A 17,885-nucleotide genomic window follows, 5' to 3' on the forward strand; every position below is an offset into this window, starting at 1 on the left:
TAATTATTTTAGACAGAGGCTTCACAGTCTCTGTCTTTTTTTTAAAACTACTTGTATGCTACGTAATCTTTTTCAATTTACATTCGTACTCTTTTTAATTCTATGCAGTTCTTGTAAATCATTAAATGCACAAGAAAAAGAAACTCTGAAAACCAAAAAACGAAAGATTTCTAAACCTAAATTTGGAGATGTAGTTAAAGATGAAAAACAATTCATTCAACCAAATACTTTTTATATTGAAGCAAAGGTTCTTAGCGCAGTAAAACAACAAACGAATTGTAATGGAAAAGAAGTTAATGCTATAACTTGTAAAACATTTAAAATCGTTAGTCAAGGAAATAGTGTAGTTCATCTTCCTAACGACAAGCAAACTATTTATTTTAACATCCCTAAAAACCCTAAACTACAATCTCTTAAAATAATGAAGGGAAAAATAGTACAACTTCACATAAAAGAAAAACTTTGTAAAAAAGGTAATGAAAGTAATTATGAAGTTTTAAGCTTTACAGTTAAATAGTAGTTTCTGCTTCACTTTCTTTTTCATCTTCATTATCATTATCCCCTTTTATTATAGATGGAAAGATCATAGGAGCAATTTTCTTAACCGGATTGAATAGAATCGATTCTTCTAAACTTTCTTTTTTTACAAACGGTATTGTATCATTCATTTTTCCGAAGAAAATAAAAATCACACTTAAAATCAATCCGATCTTAAGCGCACCAAATGCACCTCCTAATAACTTATTTAAAATACCCAACGAGGCAAAGTCTGCAATTTTAGTTAATATTCTACCTAACAAAGCAATAACGATAATAATAACAACAAAAGTTCCAGCAAAGGCAACCAATGTTATATATTTTTCATCCCAATCTAAACTCTCTTTTAGCCAATCTCCTAAAAAGTAAGAGAAATGAATAGCACCATACACACCAGCAACCAAAGCCACTAAAGAAGCAACTTCAACAAACAAACCTTTCATTAGTCCTCTTACAAAACCAAAAAGTAATAATGCTGCTATAATGATATCTAAGGTGTTCATAAAACTAGAATTTTAACAAATATAAGTATCTCGTTTGTATCTTTGCATTACATTATAAAATACAATGGAGAAGGTTACAAATTTGAAAGAAAAGTGGGATTTTATAGTTGAGAAACTTACAAATCAGTTTGCAGAAGGAGATGAATTAACTCTAGATGCAATTATATATTTAATTGGTGTTCAAGAACTAGGTCAGGGACAAAGACAATTTAAAAAAGATGAAAAAATAAATTTAATGCACATTGCAATATGCAAACTTTTAGAACCTTATGGTTATTATGAGTTTGACTACTTTGACAATGATGGATGGCCTCATTATAAAACACTTACTGAATTACCAAATTTAAAACCTGGTGAACAAACAGTGTTAATGAAAGAAGCTATAATTAGTTATTTTGATTCTATCAGTTTTTTTAAGTAACACTAAGCTTACGAATCATTTTTGATAATAATTTAGGATATAGTCGTTTTACATATACGCCTAATTTTTCTTTAACTCCGGCAATATAAACCTCTTCTTTTTCGGCTTTTATTGCTTTAAGCATTAATACAGCAAAACGATCTGGATGAATACCATTAGCAGTTGCTTTGTCCATTTTTTCTTGAGGAGAACCATCTCCTGTTAATGCATTTTTAGACACATTGGTCGTTACAAAACCAGGGCAAACTAAAGTTACTTTTACATTGTTAGCATGAACTTCTGCTCGTAAACTATCAAAAAAGCCGTGTAATGCATGTTTTGTTGCTGCATAAGTAGAACGTAAAGGAGTTCCTATTTTTCCTACTATGCTAGTAGTAACTACAAAATGACCTGAATTTTGTTGTATAAAATGAGGTAAAATAGCTTTAGTTAAAGCTACAGTTCCCAAATAATTGATATCCATTAATCTTTTATCAACAGCAATACTTGTGTCTTTAGCTAAAGATCTTTGGCTAATTCCACCATTATTCACCAAAATATCTACGGTACCAAAAAGAGAAATTGCCTGTGCAACTTTGTCTTGAAAATCTTCGTATTTCTCTAGATCTAAAGGTAAAACCTTCACATTTTCTTTATCGTTACACAAGTTTTTCACTTCATTTAAAGCAGATTCATTTCTAGAAGATAAGATTAATTTTGTATTTTGGCGGGAAAGTAAGATGGCTAGAGATTTTCCTATACCAGAAGAAGCTCCAGTTATCCAAATTATTTTATTTTTTACACTCATTTAAGTCAATTATTTAAACCTAAAGTACTTAAATTAAATAAGAAATAGTAATTTTGGTATGCTTATTGGATACAAGAAGTTGAATTTAAATATATTTTAATATAAAATCCCTTACTAATGATGAAAAGATTTTTTGTTTTACTAATTTTTGTTGCTTCAATTGCAAATGCGCAATTTTCAGTTAAAGGGACAATGACTCCTCCTGAAAAGAGTGATTGGGTTGTATTGTACAGAATTGATGGAGCAAAACAAAAGTTTATTGGCAATTCAACAATAAAATTAGAAGACGTTGATTTAGGTGGAAGCGTACAGAAAGTAGGTCGTTTTGAATTAACTCTTCCGGCAGATGCTAAAGTAGGAGCTTACAGAGTTAGCTATAGAAATACTGGAGCTGGTTTTGTAGATTTCTTTTTTAATAAAGAAAATATTGAATTTGTTTTTAATCCACAATTCCCTGAGGAATCTGTATTATTTACAAAATCTAGAGAGAACAAAGTATATAGAGAATACTTAGATGCATTAGCTTTAACTCAGCGTGCAATTGATTCTCTTCAAGTTGAATATTTAAAATCTGACGAGAAGAAAACTAAAAAAGCTTATAAGAAAGCTTACAAAGAGCAAGAAGAACTTCAAGAGATTTATGAAGGTAAATCTGAAGGAATGTTAGTTAACACTTTCATTAAAGCTTCTGAAGCTACAAATTCTGATGATATTTTTGATGATACTCAAGAATACTTAGATTACGTTTTGGATAATTTCTTTAAAAATGTAGATTTTTCTGATAAAACCTTATACAACTCGCCTTTTATAGTCGATAAAGTAACGAACTATGTTTTCTACTTAAACATAGCTGAAAGCCAGTCATTACAACAAAAATTATACAAGGAGTCTATCGAAAAAATTATGGAAATAATTAAAGACGATAGTATCAAAAAAGAAATCCTAGAATATTTAATTACACGTTTTACAATTCAAAGAAATTCAGAAATAGTCGATGGACTTTTTGATCAGTATTACGCTAAATTACCAGCAGATTTACAGAATTCTAAGTTTAAATCTGAAAAGCTAGGAGAACTACTTGCTTCTGTAGGTAGAACTGCTCCTGATTTTTCTTGGAAAGAAGGAGATAAAGATTATACTCTATCAACATTAAATGATGGTGAAAACTATTTATTAATTTTTTGGAGTACGCAGTGTGGTCATTGTGTAAATGAAATACCTTCAGTTCATGAATTCATGAAAGAATACAAAGAAACATCTGTAGTTGCTTTTGCAATTGAAGAAGAGGAAAGTTTAGAATTTGATTCTTGGAACAAAAACAAACTATATAATTGGCATAATGTGAAAGGAACTCATCCTGAATTCAGATTTAAAAATGAAACTGTTTTAAAATATAGAATTGACGCAACGCCTACATATTTTATCCTAGACAAAGACAAAAAAATAATAGCTGTTCCTAATGCAGTTGAAGACATTAAAGAGTTTTTAAATAAAGAAAAAACAGCTTCTAAAGAATAATAAACTTAGGTTCTTAATAAAAAATAAAACGACAATCAGAATTGATTGTCGTTTTATTTTTTATTAATTCCATTCCATCGTAATTGGATCATAATTACATTTAATCGGTTTGGAATACTTTCCTGAACTTTCAGTATAAGCCCTACAATCTGTACATACATTTCTAAACTCACATATGTTACATGTATCTATTTGCTCTTTATTAATAAACCAAAGATCTCTAAACCCTTTTTTATTCATTGCACTATTAAGAGTACTGTTGTTTATATTCCCAAAACTAACTTTCAGTGAAGGGCAATTTTTTATTTCTCCTTTTTTATCAACTGATATTTTTTTAAATAAACACGTATTACAATGAGTAGATAAGTTATGAAACCTTGTTCCGATTGTAAACATTGATGGATTATTCTTACCACAATGTGTTTCATCTACTATGTTTAAACAATAATAAAACAAATTACATTTATTTATTTTATTTTTTTTATCTGAAATAGCATTATAAAAAACTACACTCTGCAACCTTCTGTTAAAAGGAATACATTCTTCTATTTTCGAATTTAAATTATCTGAATAAGGTAGTATTAACTCTATATAACGACATCTTGTTTTATTAAACTTTTTTAATATTTTCTCTATGTAATCTGGTGCTAAAACTTTATTGTAAAACCTTAGCTGAACATAAGGAACACCAATGTTATTTAAATTTTCAATGATTTTATCTAAATCATGATTTGATTCATCATCAAAATCAATAATACAATTTAAAATTTCTTCAGCATATTCATACTTTTTATTAGAATAAACTATCGGTGTTTTTAATTTTGTTTGAAAACAAAACCCTTTTTCTATTAAAAAATTTAAATATTCTTTAATTGTATCTTGCTGCTCTTCATCAAAATCTGCTAGAATGTTATCCATTCGTTCCCCATTGTAAAACTTAATTATCTCTACCAATGAATTAGGAATAAACTCAAACTCTCCTCTTTCAAGGTCACATATAATAGACCTGGCGTGTCCTTTAGTAGTTTTACAGTGAGAAAACAAGTAAATATAGTTCCTGTAATCTATCATATAATCTTCGATATTGGTCTAAAATCACCATAACATTCAACTCTTTTTGTGTTCAAACTTTTAATATACCCCTCTTGGTTTACAATTTTTTTTGATTCATTTTTTTTTAAACTTTCAAGAGTAAAGAAAATATTTTGAACAAATGAATCTTTAATTATTTCTTTAAAGTCTTTATTCTTTTCTTTCATCATAAAAACATAATTTTTCAGCTATTATTTTTTCTAAATTAAATTTACCTACATCTGATACATTTCCAAATTGACCTACTGGATTAATTTCTAAAAAATAGTATTCTCCATCAATTCCTCTAATAAGATCTATTGAACCACTTTTCATATCAAGATCAATCATTAACTTTTTCAGTTTTTGTTCAATATCTTCTGGTAATTTATAAATACAATTATTATAAAATGAATGCTCATCATCACTTCCATAGAAAATATTTCTATAGTCTATTTTTGTTTTAGAATTCTGTTGAGAAAAAATAGCTATTGAATAGAAATCTCCATCTAAATAAAAACTCCTGACTTCATATTCTTTTTCAATTTTTTCTTGAAATAATGAAGGGAAGAATACTTCTTTTTTGAGCTTAGGCTCTGAAGTATACATAGAATAATAATTAAAATCATCATTAAAAACTCTCACTTCTGTGGTGGGCTTTGTAATAAATTTTTCAACAGGTAAAGGAGCAGTATTTTGAATAAAACTTTGAGGTACTTTTATACCATACTTTATAGCTCTATTAAGTACATCTAATTTATTATAGCGCTGCATAGGCTTATTTATCCAAACTACATTTTTTAATGTAAACTCAATAATCTCATAAAAAGACAACATTTCATTATAATGATAAGTATTAATACCTAAAATACTTCTAAACTCATTTATATTATTGGGTACTAAATTACATACAGCATCATAAACTTTATTAATTTTTCTTCTATACCACACTGTAGTGATTTCCTCAGAAGAAATAATCCTATCATTAATTTTATCTTCTACATAAAATACAGGCTTAAAATCTATAAACTTAAAATGAAATGAATCTATAATATCATCACCATTAAGTCTTATAAAATCTGCATTAAATTTCTTTAACCAAACTATTACTTCATCTGTTGAAGTTTCTAATTCAGAAGTACTTAAAATTAATATCATATAAAGTATAAAATCAGTAAGAGCTACTTTTTAGCAGCTCTTACATATTACTAGTTTAGTTTAACTATTTTAAGATATAAAATCTTATAAAGAAATAGCAACTAATTGATTTTCGATAGGCTTACCATTATCATCGTCTTGCTTATCTTCACAAGATCCATCAGTTGGTCTTGTACATTTTGATGCTTTAGGCTCAGTCATCCCTCCCATAACGAATCTAGAAGAAGATAAATCAATTTTGTTTGTTTCGAATTTTTCTAAGTTCAAGCTCTCTAATTTTAAATTTTTCATTTTATATAATTTTTAAATAATAAATATATCCCAAACCATTTATAGACACTCAGGATTATGTCTACCTTTAGCTAAAAGTATTTTTACAATTTTTAATAAAAACTGGAATATTATAAATAGTAGAAGTTTTTCATAGTATTATTTTTCATAGCGTTCTACAAAAGTAAAATTACACTTCAATCAAAAAGTTAACAAAAAGTTAAATTACAAACAGTCATTTTAACAAAAAAAGCAATAGAAACATCATAAACACTCATTATCAATAAATAAAACAAAAAACGACAATCAGGGTTGATTGTCGTTTTTTGTTTTTATAAAAAGTTCTAAATACTACTAGTAAGCGTTTTCTAAAATACGTTCAGTAACATCTAGTGTTAAGTCTCCTGTTTCAGATAATGCTACCATTCCATGAGATTCTAATTGAGAAATAATATCTTTCAATTCTTCCTTTTGAATATCATAGTCACTAATCTTTGTAGCTACACCTAAACTATTAAAGAATTTTTCTGTTTCTTGAATTGCAGCTTCAATTTTTTCATCTGAAGTTCCTTCAGTAATGTTCCAAACTCTTTCTGCATATTGTAATAATTTTGCTTCCTTTTTATCCTTTCTTTCTCTTAAAAGTGAAGGTAAAATCATCGCTAAAGTTCTTCCGTGATCAATATCAAACTTAGCCGTAAATTCATGACCAATCATATGTGTACTCCAATCTTGTGGAACACCAGAACCAATCAATCCGTTTAATGCCATTGTCGCACACCACATAAAGTTTGCTCTCGTATCGTAATCTTCAGGATTGTTTAATGTTTGTTCTCCAATTTCAACTAAAGTCTGTAAAATACCTTCAGCAGTTCTGTCTTGAAATCTCGCATCTACAGGAAAAGTAATGTATTGCTCAACTACATGAATAAACGTATCTACAATTCCGTTGGCAACTTGTTTCTTTGGCAACGTGTAAGTTAATGTTGGATCTAAAAATGAAAACTTTGGATAAAACAAAGGAGAATAAATTCCATACTTTCCTGTTTCATGGCTGATCACTGAAAATGCATTCATTTCAGAACCTGTAGCGGGTAAAGTTAAAACAGCTCCAAAAGGAACAGCTTCTTCAACAGGAATAGGTGAAAATCCGTGTTTAATTAAAGATGTATAATCGTCTCCTTCGTATTTCGCAGCAATAGAAATATATTTTGTTGCATCTAGTACAGAACCTCCACCTACAGCTAAAATAAAGTCAATATTATTTTCTTTAATAAGTTCTGCTGCTTTGACACATGTATTTAATTGTGGATTTGGCTCTATACCGCCAAACTCAAATATTTCGAAACCTTTTAAAGCTTTAGTGATTTTATCGAATGTTCCAAACTTCTTGATACTTCCACCTCCGTAAGTGATTAATACTTTAGCATTTTTTGGAACTAATGTTGCTAGTTCTGACAATCGATCTTTACCGAAAACGATGTGAGTCGGATTGTAAAAGTTAAAATTAAGCATAGTGATTTATTTTATGTTTTTTATGAAAATATGAGGCTTTGTATTAGCATTATTTACAAACTCTAATACTTTTTCAAAACTACACTACACTTGTATCTTAAAAATTGATCTATGGTAATAAATGAAATTGAAAAACTTAAACTCTTCTTAAAAAAATAAAAAAGCGTCTTCGATATGTTCTATTTTGAAGTCATTTTTTTGCTTTAAAACAGCAATGATATCGAACCTTACTTCAACATCTAAATCGTACTCAATTACATAAGAATTCATAGCTTCAACTAACATTTTCTTTTTCTTTGTATTTACAAATTCTTCGGGATTACCAAAATAGTTTGTTGATCGAGTTTTAACCTCTACAGCGATCAACAAATTTTCTTTTATGATGATGAGATCTATTTCGGCTTTTCCTAATCTGTAGTTTTGTTCAAGAATTTTATACCCTTTTTCTTTTAAAAACTCTAAAGCTAGTTGTTCTCCTTCTTTTCCTAATTCATTGTGTTTTGCCATAACTTTTTAAATCATTTTTTTGTAAAATTCCCAAAAACCATAACGAATGCAAAAATTACTGAAGATATTAGGAAAGGAATTCCCGTAAAAAATATAATGCCTCCACTAGAATTACTTCCAAGATTAAAGTTCAAAAAGAAAAAAGAAACCCATAATAATATAAGACCTAGAAACTCTAATATTTCTTTAGTTTTAATTTTTTTTATAAAAAAACTAATCAACAATAAAACTTTGCCGATTAAAGATATAAGTCCTACAGACATAATTCTATCGCTAAAGCTTCCTTTTAAAGTAAATCCATAATCACTGATTAAATTAGGAATAGACGCCACATCTATTAATCCCATAAAACCAATACCGTGTCCTACTCCCAAAATAATTAAAGCATGCGATACGATTGTAAATATTTTGACTGTTTTTTTACCTGTCATAACCAATTCTTATTTCAAGAAAACTAATTTAGAGTTTTCATCTTTATGAATAGCTAATTCAATTGTTCTTCCCATTAACAACGCACGATTATCTGGTTCATGTCCTGCAGGAAAATCAAACAATATAGGAACGTTTTCAGGCAACACATTCAAAATTAAATCTTCAATAGACATTCCCCATTTTGTTGAATTCTCTTTTACTTTCGAAATATCTCCAATAATTACGCCTTTAACATTTTTGAAATAATCAGCTCGTTTTAAGCTAAACAACATGCGATCAATTGCATATTCATACTCACCGATTTCTTCAATAAATAGAATTTTATCTGTTGTATTAAGCTGACTTTTTGATCCTAACATTGATGCTAAAATTGCTAAATTTCCACCAACTAATTGTCCTGTAACTACCCCTACTCTATTATTTTGATTTGATGGCAATTGATATTCTAAACCTTCGCCAAAAATAGCTTTACGAAAAGTTTCTACAGATTCGTTAATTATGGTTACATCATCTTGCATACTGGTTCCCATAATCGCATGTAAGGTTTCAACTCCTAAATTGTGAATGTGATTATGAAAAACGGTAACATCAGAATAACCAATAATCCATTTGGGCTGTTTCAGAAATTGATTAAAATCTAAATGATCTATAATTCGCACAGAACCATAACCACCTCTGGCACACCAAATCGCTTTAATATTTGGATTGTCTAATGCTTTTTGAAAATCTTCTATTCTTTGTTCATCTGAACCTGCAAAATGATTTGACTGTGCAAATACATGATTACCCAATACGACTTGTAAACCCCAACTTTCTAGTAAGTCTACTGCTTTTTTAATAACAGCTTCTCTATTTATTAAGATTCCTGCAGGAGCAATAATGGCAACTATATCTCCTTTTTTAAGATACGATGGTGTAATCAACTTCATACAACCAAATAACTAAAATTAGTAGCAATCAACCAAAATTTGGTTTCTGTTTTTATAATAACTTAAAGTTTTACCGTTTTTTTCAAGTGCTGTTTCTAAAACTAAAAATATGGCGTTTTGCATTGCTATGGCTCCACAAATCATAATTACTGTTCCGTTATGTAAGTCTGAAATGATTTGATCTATTTGCTCTGCAATTATATCTTGAACATATACTTTTTTATCACCTTCTCTTGAAAATACATAATTGATCTTCGATAATTTTTCTTCATTTAATACAGATTCATAAATCTTTAAACTTGCTTTGTTAGGTAATCCGAAGTACAGGTCTATTGTTGTTGATTTCGCCTCATTTATCATTCCTAAAAATGGTGCGATACCAGTTCCTGTAGCAATCAAAATTACTTTCGGAACTTTCTTCGGAAAATGAAATGTTGGATTCTTTTTCACAAACGCGTTGATAGAATTTCCTGCAACCAAATTGTGCAAATAGTTAGAACAAATACCTAATTCGTGTCGCTTAACACTCAGCAGTAATTTATCATTAATTTTTGCGATAGAATACAAACGTTCATGTTCTTGATCATTCGGATAAATACCTAATAAATCTCCAGAAGTAAACTTTTCATTACAATCAAATTCTAACAAAAAAGTATCTTTAGCTAAATCGTTCGTTACTTTTTTAGCTAATGGTAATGAAACAGTTTTTTCTCTTTTGGTTAGTATCGTTTTATCAAGTTTTAATTCAGTTTGAATTGTATTACTGAACTCTTGTTTCCATTGTGAAAATGCTTCAAACGATTTATTATTTATTGTGTGAATTGGTAATAGCATTGTCGCATTTTTATTTGTTGTTAAAGCAGCATCAACATCGTATCCGAACTGACAAAACTTAGGATAAGCCAACGAACCAAAAGCAACTACTGAAAAAGAAAACGGATGATTATTAATTGTTTTATCTTGAAGTAATTTCAAGAATTTAGAAGCATTAGACGGAGCTTCACCTTCTCCGTAAGTTGCTGTTAATACAACTAAATGTTCCATATTTTCAAAAGTAGTGTACTTATTTAAATCGGTAATAAAAACCTTTTTACCAGCATTTATCATTGCTTTATAAAGCATTTTGGCAAACGTTTGTGTACTTCCATTTTCTGTACCAACCAAAATAACATACTCACATGTTTCCTTTTTGAATTTATTTCTAGTTTTTCCTTTTATACGTTGAAATGTCATTGCAAACCCAGAATAAATAAAAAACAGCGTGGCTATACTTGATAATGCTAAAATAATCGCCCAGATTATACTTCCTTGTCCGGTATGTAATAGTAAACTGTAATAGACTACTACTTTTGTAAACGGATAATTTACTTCACTTAATACTTCTCCTGTGATCTGATTTACTGTGAATTCTTTATCTGTAACTTGTACTAAAAAGTAATCTTCTACATCTGGTGAAAATGGAAAATCTATTTTTCTGAGTTCCGATAATTTTGTTTGCTGAAAGATTTTAAAATTAGAAATCTTTTGTTGTGATTCAGCTTTTAAATGATCAAAATCTATAACATGACTGATTTTCTCTTTAGGTAAAAGATTAAACTTTTCCAGAGAAAGATATACTCCAGATATTGTTATAATGATTAAAGGAATTATAGAAAGTCTTCCTAAGACTACATGAAAATACTGATAGAAATTTTCCCACGTAACTTTATTAAAAAACTTCTTTAAACTTCCTTGTCTTTTCAGAATTAAAACGAGTCCAGAAACTGTAATTAAAAACAATAAAAATGAAACTAAGCCAACAAAAAACCGACCAATACTTTTCAAAAATAAAGAACGATGCAATGTGGTAGCAAACTTATAAATTGAGGCTTTCGGTTTTATATCACCTAACCTCTTTCCTGTTTTCGGGTCAATATAACACGTTTGACTTTCTCCATCTTTGGTAATTACATCTGCTACTACGAAACTATTATTATCGATTTCAACAGAAATAACTTCTTCGTATTTTTCTTGTAATACTGTTATCATTTCTGCCACTGAAACCTCAGAAAGATTAGATACTGAATAGGTTTCTAACTGATTAGAAACAGGTTCAAAAGCTAAAATAATTCCTGTAACAGCAGCAATAATTATAAACAAAAAAGAAGATATCGCCAGTGTTAAATGGCTATACCTCCAAATTGAAAGTGTCATACTTTATATTTTATAACTTTCATGATCTTACCAAAAAGATCAATTTTTAATCATTTTTATTATTAAATATTCTCGATCTACAAGAACATTTAATTTGTTCTTTACTCTTTCTACTTTTTCTTCAACTTTTGTGATTTGTAAGTTTGTTCTTTCTATCAGTTTTTCAATGTTTGCAATATCATACAACGCAAAACGATCTCCTACAAAAGGTAACTTTTTCATAAAATCTTTGGCGACAAAAGTTAATACAAATACGCCTTTAACTTTTAAAACTCTATCTATTTCTTGAAGCAATTTACTTGGATCTTCCCAAAAATAAATAGTATTGACAGTCATTAATTTATCAAAATATAAATCTTGATAGGGAATTATTGTTCCGTCATACAACTTAAATGTGATTTTTAATTTACTTTGAAATTGTTTGGCTTCTTTATGCATTACATCAGAAATTTCTAAACCATGAAAATCTATATCCTGAACTTTTTCTTCTATGTAATTTAAATGATGACAATTACCATGGCCTAATTCTAAAACTACATCATTACCTTTTAGATTAAGACGATTAATTGAAGATCTAATCATTCCTAAATTAGAAGCATACATGGTATGACCAAGTTTAATTCCTTCAACTCCTTTAGGATTACTTAATTGTTCTTCTAATGATTGTATCTCAGTTTTAGACTTTCTGTAAAACAATAGTTTAAACCATTCTTTTAGCACATGCATATTAGAATATTTTTATTTCGGCACGCCTTCAATTTTAATTTTCTGTTAGGATAAAAGACTATGAATGTGTGAATATCAGGCGTGCTTGAAATTTATTTTTGAGGCATCATTCTTACATATCTAATGAAGCCTTTACCTTCAAACTTACTTTTTACGTTTTCTGAAGTTAATTCAAATTGAACATCATCGGCATAGTATTCTTGATCTTCAACTGCTGTTTCGAATCGAATTTTATAACCAGCATCAATTTTATCTGTAGGAATTTCTACCACTTTAATTGCACGTTGTCCTCCACTAATTGTCGCTCCTGTAACTGCATCAATATCTGGTCTTCTTTTTCCGTAAAAATCCCACCATTCAGAAATTTCGTGATACCACTCATCGTCATCTCCCAATACTTGAAGTGTTTCTAAATATTTTCCTTCTGTATCTAAAAGAGAAACTACAATATATGCTCCTTCTCCATCATAATTCTTTAACTGAATCATACATTTATATTTCGCTGTTTCCTTTTTTGTGAAAGCGAAAACTGTGAATGATAATAGTAGAACTAAACTTATTCTTGTGATTAATTTCATATATTATTTATTTTAAAAAACTTAAATCGAACTTTGATAATTGTTCATTTTCTTTTGCCAAATCGTATATCGTTTCATCAAAACTTGTTGTCACAGTTTTATCTGCTCCATTAGCTAATAAAAACTTTACTATTTCAGGTTTTTTGGCAACCATTACTGCTTTTTGTAATGCTGTTTGCCCTTCTTTATTCTTAGCATTTACATCGATTTTAAACTTCTGTAAGAATTTTAACAACGATAAACTCCCTTTATCAGCAGCTAGATGGAACAATGTATTTCCATCTTTCTGAGGTGTTGTAAAGTCAAATCCTTTTGCTTTTAACAAATTGATTTTCGACACAAATTCATCTTCTTTTTTAACATTATAAGACGCCGCTAAATAAAAAGCCAAGTTGTTTCCTTTGGCATCTTCAACAAATACATTTGCATTTTGCTCAAGTAAATAGTTAACTACAGCTGTTTTGTTTCTTAATGAATTGCTTAATGCAGATTGTCCTTTCTTGTTTTGAACATTAATATTCTTTGTTTTCTCTACTAATAATTGAACTACTTCAAGAGAATTTCTATAACTAGCATTCATTAACGGTGTATTACCTTCTTCATTTTGCTGATCTGAACTTACACCTTTGTCTATAAAATATTGTAATGAAGCTACATCTTGATTTCTATACGCTAGATTGTGAAGCGGAGTTAATCCTTTAGTTGTTGTTACATTTGGTTTCACACCTTTAGTTTCTAAATATTTGAAAAAAGCTAGAGAATTATAACCTCTTCGTCCACCTTGAGTAGCCATAATCATGGCATTTCCTCCAATCTTATTTTTATTCTTGTATGGTAATCCTTTTGCTATTAACTGATCAATAATTTTCTGATTTCCTTTTTTTGCAGCATAGTTTATAGCTCCGTTTCCATCGTTATCAGTCGCGTTTAAGCTTAAACCTTTTGACACGAAATAATCAATCAGCTTAAAATCTTTTTGAGTAGGAATCGCTAATAATAATGCATTAGCTCCATGTAAATCTTTATCTTTCTTTACATCTGCTCCTTTAGAAACTAGATAATCAAATAATGCTATATTCTTTACTCCTGTAGACACAGCAAAATTTAATGCAGTATAACCATGACTATCAATTACATCTAATTTAGCTCCTTTAACAACTAAATATTTTACCAAATCTAAACGATTTTTGTAGGCAGCCCAGAAAACATAAGTTCGTCCATCATGAGTTAATTTATTCACTTCATTTCCTTTAATCGTAAGTAAATATTTTATAATATCGTTGCTTACTATGTCCGACGTTTCCAATAAAGCATAAGAAATCGCATCAAAACTACTTCCGCTTAATGCTGTAGGGTCATTTCCTTCGGAAATTTTAGTTTTCACAAGTTCTAATGTTGGTTTAGATTTCCAAAAAGCTCTATCTAAAAATATATTTTTACCCTTTTGCGCTTGCAGCATTCCAACCACAAAAACACATAGTATAAAACTCTTAAATTTCATTATTTAGTGATTTTTTTCTCCGACAAAGATAGTTTATTTATAATAAATCTAAATAAAAATATTGAAGTAGATTTTATAACGGTTATAGTTTATAAAAACAAGAAGTAAAAACGAATTATTAACTACATTTGTAACCCAAAATAAGATTATAATTTTAACATGAGTTCTTCTAAAAGATATACGATTACAGCTGCATTACCTTATACTAATGGACCAATTCATATTGGGCATTTAGCTGGGGTTTATGTACCTGCTGATATTTATTCGCGTTTTTTACGTTTAAAAGGTAACGATGTTGCTTACATCTGTGGTTCAGATGAGCACGGTGTAGCTATACCAATGCGTGCTAAAAAAGAAGGCGTAACTCCAACGGAGATTATTGATAAGTATCATGCAATTATTAAACAATCTTTTGAAGACTTCGGAATTTCTTTTGATAACTACTCTAGAACTTCAAACAAAATTCATCATGAAACAGCTTCTGAATTTTTCAAAAAAATGTATGCTGATGGTGAATTTATCGAAGAAGTTTCTGAACAATTATATGATGCCGAAGCGGATCAGTTTTTAGCCGATCGTTTCGTAATTGGTACTTGTCCGAAATGTGGAAATGAAGAAAGTTATGGTGATCAGTGTGAAAAATGTGGAACAAGTCATAATGCAACAGATTTAATTAATCCTAAATCTGCAATTACTGGAAACGTTCCTGTGTTAAAGCAAACGAAACACTGGTTTTTACCTTTAGATAAACACGAACCTTTTTTACGTGAGTGGATTTTAGAAGGTCATAAAAATGACTGGAAAGCCAATGTATTAGGACAAGTAAAATCTTGGATTGATGATGGATTACGTCCGCGTGCTGTAACTCGTGATTTAGATTGGGGAATTCCTGTTCCTGTTGAAGGTGCTGAAGGAAAAGTTTTATACGTTTGGTTTGATGCTCCTATCGGATATATTTCTTCTACAAAAGAATGGGCTGCAAGAGAAGGAAAAAACTGGGAAGATTATTGGAAGAATGAAGACACGAAATTAGTGCATTTCATTGGAAAAGATAATATTGTATTCCACTGTATTATTTTCCCATCGATGTTAAAAGCACATGGAGATTATATTTTACCAGAAAACGTTCCTGCAAATGAGTTTTTAAATTTAGAAGGAAATAAATTATCTACTTCTAAAAACTGGGCTGTTTGGTTACATGAGTATTTAGAAGAATTTCCTGGACAGCAAGATGTGTTACGTTATACATTAACTGCTAATGCACCAGAAAATAAGGATAACGACTTTACTTGGAAAGATTTTCAAGCGAAAAACAATAATGAGTTAGTAGCTGTATTCGGAAACTTTATTAACCGTGTGGCTGTTCTTACGAATAAATATTATGATGGAGTTGTTCCTGCACCTAATGAGTTCACAGAATTAGATGAAGACGTTTTAGAACAATTACAACAGTTTCCTGATATCATAGAAAAATCAATTCAACGTTATAGATTTAGAGAAGCTTCTCAAGAGTTTATGAATGTTGCTCGTTTAGGAAATAAATATTTGGCAGATGAAGAACCTTGGAAAAAATTCAGTAAAGATGGAGAACGTGTAAAAACGATTATGTATGTTGCTTTACAAATAGCAACTGCGTTATCTGTTTTATCTGAGCCATTTTTACCGTTTACTTCTGAAAAATTAAAAGGTATTTTAAAAACCGATCCAAATTTAGGTTGGAATGATATCACAGAGAAAGATACTTTATTACCAGAAGGACATAAGATTCAAGAAGGAAAAGCTCCACTTTTATTCAATCCTATTGATGATAAAACTATTGAAGCTCAACTAGAAAAATTAGAAGCTACTAAAAAAGCAAATGAAGCTGCCAATAAAGCTATAGAAACTCAAAAAGATACTATTGAGTTCGATGATTTTACTAAAATGGATATTCGTATTGGTACTATTTTAGAAGCTGAAAAAGTAGCAAAAACCAAAAAGTTACTAAAATTAAAAGTAGACGTAGGAATTGATGTTCGTACTATTGTTTCTGGAATTGCAGAAAGTTTTTCTCCAGAAGACATTGTTGGACAACAAGTAACTGTACTTTGTAATTTGGTTCCAAGAAAAATTAGAGGTGTTGAAAGTCAAGGAATGATTTTGATGACCGATGCCGAAGATGGTTCTTTAGCTTTTGTTGAACCTCAACAAAAAGTAAAAAACGGAGGACAAGTTTGTTAATAATATAAAAAGAGCTGCGTAATGCAGCTTTTTTTAATTTCTCTGAATTGTAAATTCTGGATTATCAAATTTTACTTCATAGACTATAGATTCTGGTTTATATTCAAATTGTAAAACTCTATTTGGTTTTCCTTTGAGTTCGTAAACTGAACCATTTTTAACTACTTTAAACTGTATGGCATAAACTGCTGTTTTCTGAGTTAATGTAGTTTCAAAAATTCCATCTTTATCTTCATCCGTTAACGGAACTTCTACTTTCCATCTTGGATCTGTAAAATCTCCTTTAACTCCAATTGTTTTTACATCTGTTATACCTCTAGTATCTACTTTTAATGTTACTGTTTTTATGTGTTGTTTTTGTACACAACCTATTAATACGAATGCAATTATTGCTATGAATACTGTTCTCATCTTTTATAGTTTTTTAGAAATTAAATAATCTAATCCGAAGCGTCCGCTGCCTAAATACAAATTGTATGTTGAAACCCATAAGAATCCCATCGCTGGTAACATTCCCCAAGTACCTTGACTCCATTTTTGCATAAAAATGGCAACCAACATGGTACATAAAATTAAAAATGACGCTAATCTAGTTTTTAATCCGAAGGCAAATAATAATCCACCAACAGCTTCGCTAAAAGCCCCCATCCAAGCAAAAAACACAGGAAATAACGCAAATATTCCACCGTAAGCTGCTACATCTTCAGGAAACCAAGCTGACACTTCAAATAAACTTAAGTTTCTATCGGCTGCTGTCCATGGCATTCCGAATTTGCTTGCTCCAAAATCTATTGCTAATAACATTCCGCAGATAAATCGAATGATTGCAAAATGTAAATCTACCCACCAATGTTTTTGCAATACAGGAGTCATAATTTGTTTTAATAGTTTTCTCATCAGTTCTAAATTTTATAGTTATCTAAATTGTTAGGAGAATTTGTTTTCTCATTTTGATGACACAAAGATTCGAATTGATAAGTCCACCAACGACTTATACTGTATTCACAAGGCTCAGATAC

The 17,885-nt window shown here is 29.6% G+C and carries 19 protein-coding genes; 4 read left to right on the top strand and 15 right to left on the bottom strand.

All coding sequences use genetic code 11. The annotated features are described in order from the left end of the window. The first annotated feature begins 55 nt into the window (after positions 1-55). Positions 56-517, top strand: coding sequence for a hypothetical protein (locus Q1A15_RS01770; RefSeq protein ID WP_299617774.1), 462 nt, complete (start codon positions 56-58; stop codon positions 515-517). Here Q1A15_RS01770 and Q1A15_RS01775 read toward each other — a convergent pair. Continuing rightward, positions 510-1,040 carry a CvpA family protein gene (locus Q1A15_RS01775; protein WP_299617778.1) on the bottom strand — a complete coding sequence of 177 codons (531 nt, stop codon included), beginning with the start codon at positions 1,038-1,040 and terminating at the stop codon, positions 510-512. The two genes, Q1A15_RS01770 and Q1A15_RS01775, sit on opposite strands and share 8 nt — an antisense overlap. 64 nt (positions 1,041-1,104) lie before the next feature. Between Q1A15_RS01775 and Q1A15_RS01780 the strand changes: the two genes are divergently transcribed. Continuing rightward, a complete protein-coding gene (locus Q1A15_RS01780) occupies positions 1,105-1,461 on the top strand; it encodes a hypothetical protein (RefSeq protein ID WP_299617781.1) in 357 nt (118 codons plus the stop codon). Here the strand turns inward: Q1A15_RS01780 and Q1A15_RS01785 are convergent. Continuing rightward, positions 1,454-2,248 (bottom strand): SDR family oxidoreductase, encoded by a 795-nt coding sequence (locus Q1A15_RS01785; RefSeq protein WP_299617784.1) that lies wholly within the window; start codon positions 2,246-2,248, stop codon positions 1,454-1,456. The two genes, Q1A15_RS01780 and Q1A15_RS01785, sit on opposite strands and share 8 nt — an antisense overlap. Before the next feature lie 117 nt (positions 2,249-2,365). Between Q1A15_RS01785 and Q1A15_RS01790 the strand changes: the two genes are divergently transcribed. Then, complete coding sequence (locus Q1A15_RS01790) at positions 2,366-3,766, top strand: TlpA disulfide reductase family protein (RefSeq protein ID WP_299617787.1); 1,401 nt, start codon at positions 2,366-2,368, stop codon at positions 3,764-3,766. A gap of 63 nt (positions 3,767-3,829) precedes the next feature. Here the strand turns inward: Q1A15_RS01790 and gwsS are convergent, their stop codons facing one another. From gwsS to Q1A15_RS01845, 11 genes are all read right to left on the bottom strand, one after another. After that, on the bottom strand, positions 3,830-4,837 hold the full coding sequence (gene gwsS / locus Q1A15_RS01795) for a grasp-with-spasm system SPASM domain peptide maturase (RefSeq protein ID WP_299617790.1): 1,008 nt from the start codon (positions 4,835-4,837) through the stop codon (positions 3,830-3,832). Between the two features lie 171 nt (positions 4,838-5,008). Further along, positions 5,009-5,995, bottom strand: coding sequence for a grasp-with-spasm system ATP-grasp peptide maturase (gene gwsG / locus Q1A15_RS01800; protein WP_299617793.1), 987 nt, complete (start codon positions 5,993-5,995; stop codon positions 5,009-5,011). 84 nt (positions 5,996-6,079) lie between these two features. Then, on the bottom strand, positions 6,080-6,262 hold the full coding sequence (locus tag Q1A15_RS01805) for a hypothetical protein (protein ID WP_299617795.1): 183 nt from the start codon (positions 6,260-6,262) through the stop codon (positions 6,080-6,082). A 357-nt stretch (positions 6,263-6,619) separates the two neighbouring features. After that, positions 6,620-7,780 carry an iron-containing alcohol dehydrogenase gene (locus Q1A15_RS01810; RefSeq protein WP_299617838.1) on the bottom strand — a complete coding sequence of 387 codons (1,161 nt, stop codon included), beginning with the start codon at positions 7,778-7,780 and terminating at the stop codon, positions 6,620-6,622. A 147-nt stretch (positions 7,781-7,927) separates the two neighbouring features. Continuing rightward, on the bottom strand, positions 7,928-8,287 hold the full coding sequence (locus Q1A15_RS01815) for a YraN family protein (RefSeq protein ID WP_299617841.1): 360 nt from the start codon (positions 8,285-8,287) through the stop codon (positions 7,928-7,930). Between the two features lie 11 nt (positions 8,288-8,298). Further along, on the bottom strand, positions 8,299-8,718 hold the full coding sequence (locus Q1A15_RS01820) for a hypothetical protein (protein WP_299617844.1): 420 nt from the start codon (positions 8,716-8,718) through the stop codon (positions 8,299-8,301). A gap of 9 nt (positions 8,719-8,727) precedes the next feature. Then, positions 8,728-9,648 carry an LD-carboxypeptidase gene (locus tag Q1A15_RS01825; RefSeq protein ID WP_299617847.1) on the bottom strand — a complete coding sequence of 307 codons (921 nt, stop codon included), beginning with the start codon at positions 9,646-9,648 and terminating at the stop codon, positions 8,728-8,730. Between the two features lie 18 nt (positions 9,649-9,666). Beyond that, positions 9,667-11,841, bottom strand: a complete 2,175-nt coding sequence (locus Q1A15_RS01830) for a PepSY domain-containing protein (protein ID WP_299617851.1) — start codon at positions 11,839-11,841, stop codon at positions 9,667-9,669. Positions 11,842-11,880: 39 nt separating this feature from the next. Continuing rightward, positions 11,881-12,567, bottom strand: coding sequence for a class I SAM-dependent methyltransferase (locus Q1A15_RS01835; protein WP_299617854.1), 687 nt, complete (start codon positions 12,565-12,567; stop codon positions 11,881-11,883). 92 nt (positions 12,568-12,659) lie between these two features. After that, entirely contained in the window at positions 12,660-13,145 is a 486-nt protein-coding gene (locus Q1A15_RS01840) for a DUF2271 domain-containing protein (RefSeq protein ID WP_299617857.1), read from the bottom strand. Between the two features lie 7 nt (positions 13,146-13,152). Beyond that, the gene (locus Q1A15_RS01845; protein ID WP_299617859.1) at positions 13,153-14,646 is read right to left on the bottom strand and encodes an ankyrin repeat domain-containing protein; all 1,494 of its coding nucleotides are present in this window, start codon (positions 14,644-14,646) and stop codon (positions 13,153-13,155) included. Between the two features lie 159 nt (positions 14,647-14,805). On the opposite strand from Q1A15_RS01845, the gene metG reads away from it, so the two are divergent. Further along, the gene (gene metG, locus Q1A15_RS01850) at positions 14,806-16,866 is read left to right on the top strand and encodes a methionine--tRNA ligase (RefSeq protein ID WP_299617863.1); all 2,061 of its coding nucleotides are present in this window, start codon (positions 14,806-14,808) and stop codon (positions 16,864-16,866) included. 33 nt (positions 16,867-16,899) lie between these two features. On the opposite strand, the gene Q1A15_RS01855 is transcribed toward metG, so the two are convergent. Both Q1A15_RS01855 and Q1A15_RS01860 read right to left on the bottom strand, forming a co-directional pair. Next, positions 16,900-17,277 (bottom strand): hypothetical protein, encoded by a 378-nt coding sequence (locus Q1A15_RS01855; protein ID WP_299617866.1) that lies wholly within the window; start codon positions 17,275-17,277, stop codon positions 16,900-16,902. Positions 17,278-17,280: 3 nt separating this feature from the next. After that, complete coding sequence (locus tag Q1A15_RS01860; RefSeq protein ID WP_299617869.1) at positions 17,281-17,763, bottom strand: DoxX family protein; 483 nt, start codon at positions 17,761-17,763, stop codon at positions 17,281-17,283. Between the last annotated feature and the right edge of the window lie 122 nt (positions 17,764-17,885).

The sequence above is a fragment of the uncultured Tenacibaculum sp. genome, from assembly GCF_947495995.1.
Classification (GTDB): Bacteria; Bacteroidota; Bacteroidia; order Flavobacteriales; family Flavobacteriaceae; genus Polaribacter.

Bases quoted from the DNA above. Each gene is read 5' to 3' on its own strand.
- Q1A15_RS01770 (WP_299617774.1), top strand. From the start codon at position 56: ATGCTACGTAATCTTTTTCAATTTACATTCGTACTCTTTTTAATTCTA.
- Q1A15_RS01775 (WP_299617778.1), bottom strand. From the start codon at position 1,040: ATGAACACCTTAGATATCATTATAGCAGCATTATTACTTTTTGGTTTT.
- Q1A15_RS01780 (WP_299617781.1), top strand. From the start codon at position 1,105: ATGGAGAAGGTTACAAATTTGAAAGAAAAGTGGGATTTTATAGTTGAG.
- Q1A15_RS01785 (WP_299617784.1), bottom strand. From the start codon at position 2,248: ATGAGTGTAAAAAATAAAATAATTTGGATAACTGGAGCTTCTTCTGGT.
- Q1A15_RS01790 (WP_299617787.1), top strand. From the start codon at position 2,366: ATGATGAAAAGATTTTTTGTTTTACTAATTTTTGTTGCTTCAATTGCA.
- gwsS (WP_299617790.1), bottom strand. From the start codon at position 4,837: ATGATAGATTACAGGAACTATATTTACTTGTTTTCTCACTGTAAAACT.
- gwsG (WP_299617793.1), bottom strand. From the start codon at position 5,995: ATGATATTAATTTTAAGTACTTCTGAATTAGAAACTTCAACAGATGAA.
- Q1A15_RS01810 (WP_299617838.1), bottom strand. From the start codon at position 7,780: ATGCTTAATTTTAACTTTTACAATCCGACTCACATCGTTTTCGGTAAA.
- Q1A15_RS01815 (WP_299617841.1), bottom strand. From the start codon at position 8,287: ATGGCAAAACACAATGAATTAGGAAAAGAAGGAGAACAACTAGCTTTA.
- Q1A15_RS01820 (WP_299617844.1), bottom strand. From the start codon at position 8,718: ATGACAGGTAAAAAAACAGTCAAAATATTTACAATCGTATCGCATGCT.
- Q1A15_RS01825 (WP_299617847.1), bottom strand. From the start codon at position 9,648: ATGAAGTTGATTACACCATCGTATCTTAAAAAAGGAGATATAGTTGCC.
- Q1A15_RS01830 (WP_299617851.1), bottom strand. From the start codon at position 11,841: ATGACACTTTCAATTTGGAGGTATAGCCATTTAACACTGGCGATATCT.
- Q1A15_RS01835 (WP_299617854.1), bottom strand. From the start codon at position 12,567: ATGCATGTGCTAAAAGAATGGTTTAAACTATTGTTTTACAGAAAGTCT.
- Q1A15_RS01840 (WP_299617857.1), bottom strand. From the start codon at position 13,145: ATGAAATTAATCACAAGAATAAGTTTAGTTCTACTATTATCATTCACA.
- Q1A15_RS01845 (WP_299617859.1), bottom strand. From the start codon at position 14,646: ATGAAATTTAAGAGTTTTATACTATGTGTTTTTGTGGTTGGAATGCTG.
- metG (WP_299617863.1), top strand. From the start codon at position 14,806: ATGAGTTCTTCTAAAAGATATACGATTACAGCTGCATTACCTTATACT.
- Q1A15_RS01855 (WP_299617866.1), bottom strand. From the start codon at position 17,277: ATGAGAACAGTATTCATAGCAATAATTGCATTCGTATTAATAGGTTGT.
- Q1A15_RS01860 (WP_299617869.1), bottom strand. From the start codon at position 17,763: ATGAGAAAACTATTAAAACAAATTATGACTCCTGTATTGCAAAAACAT.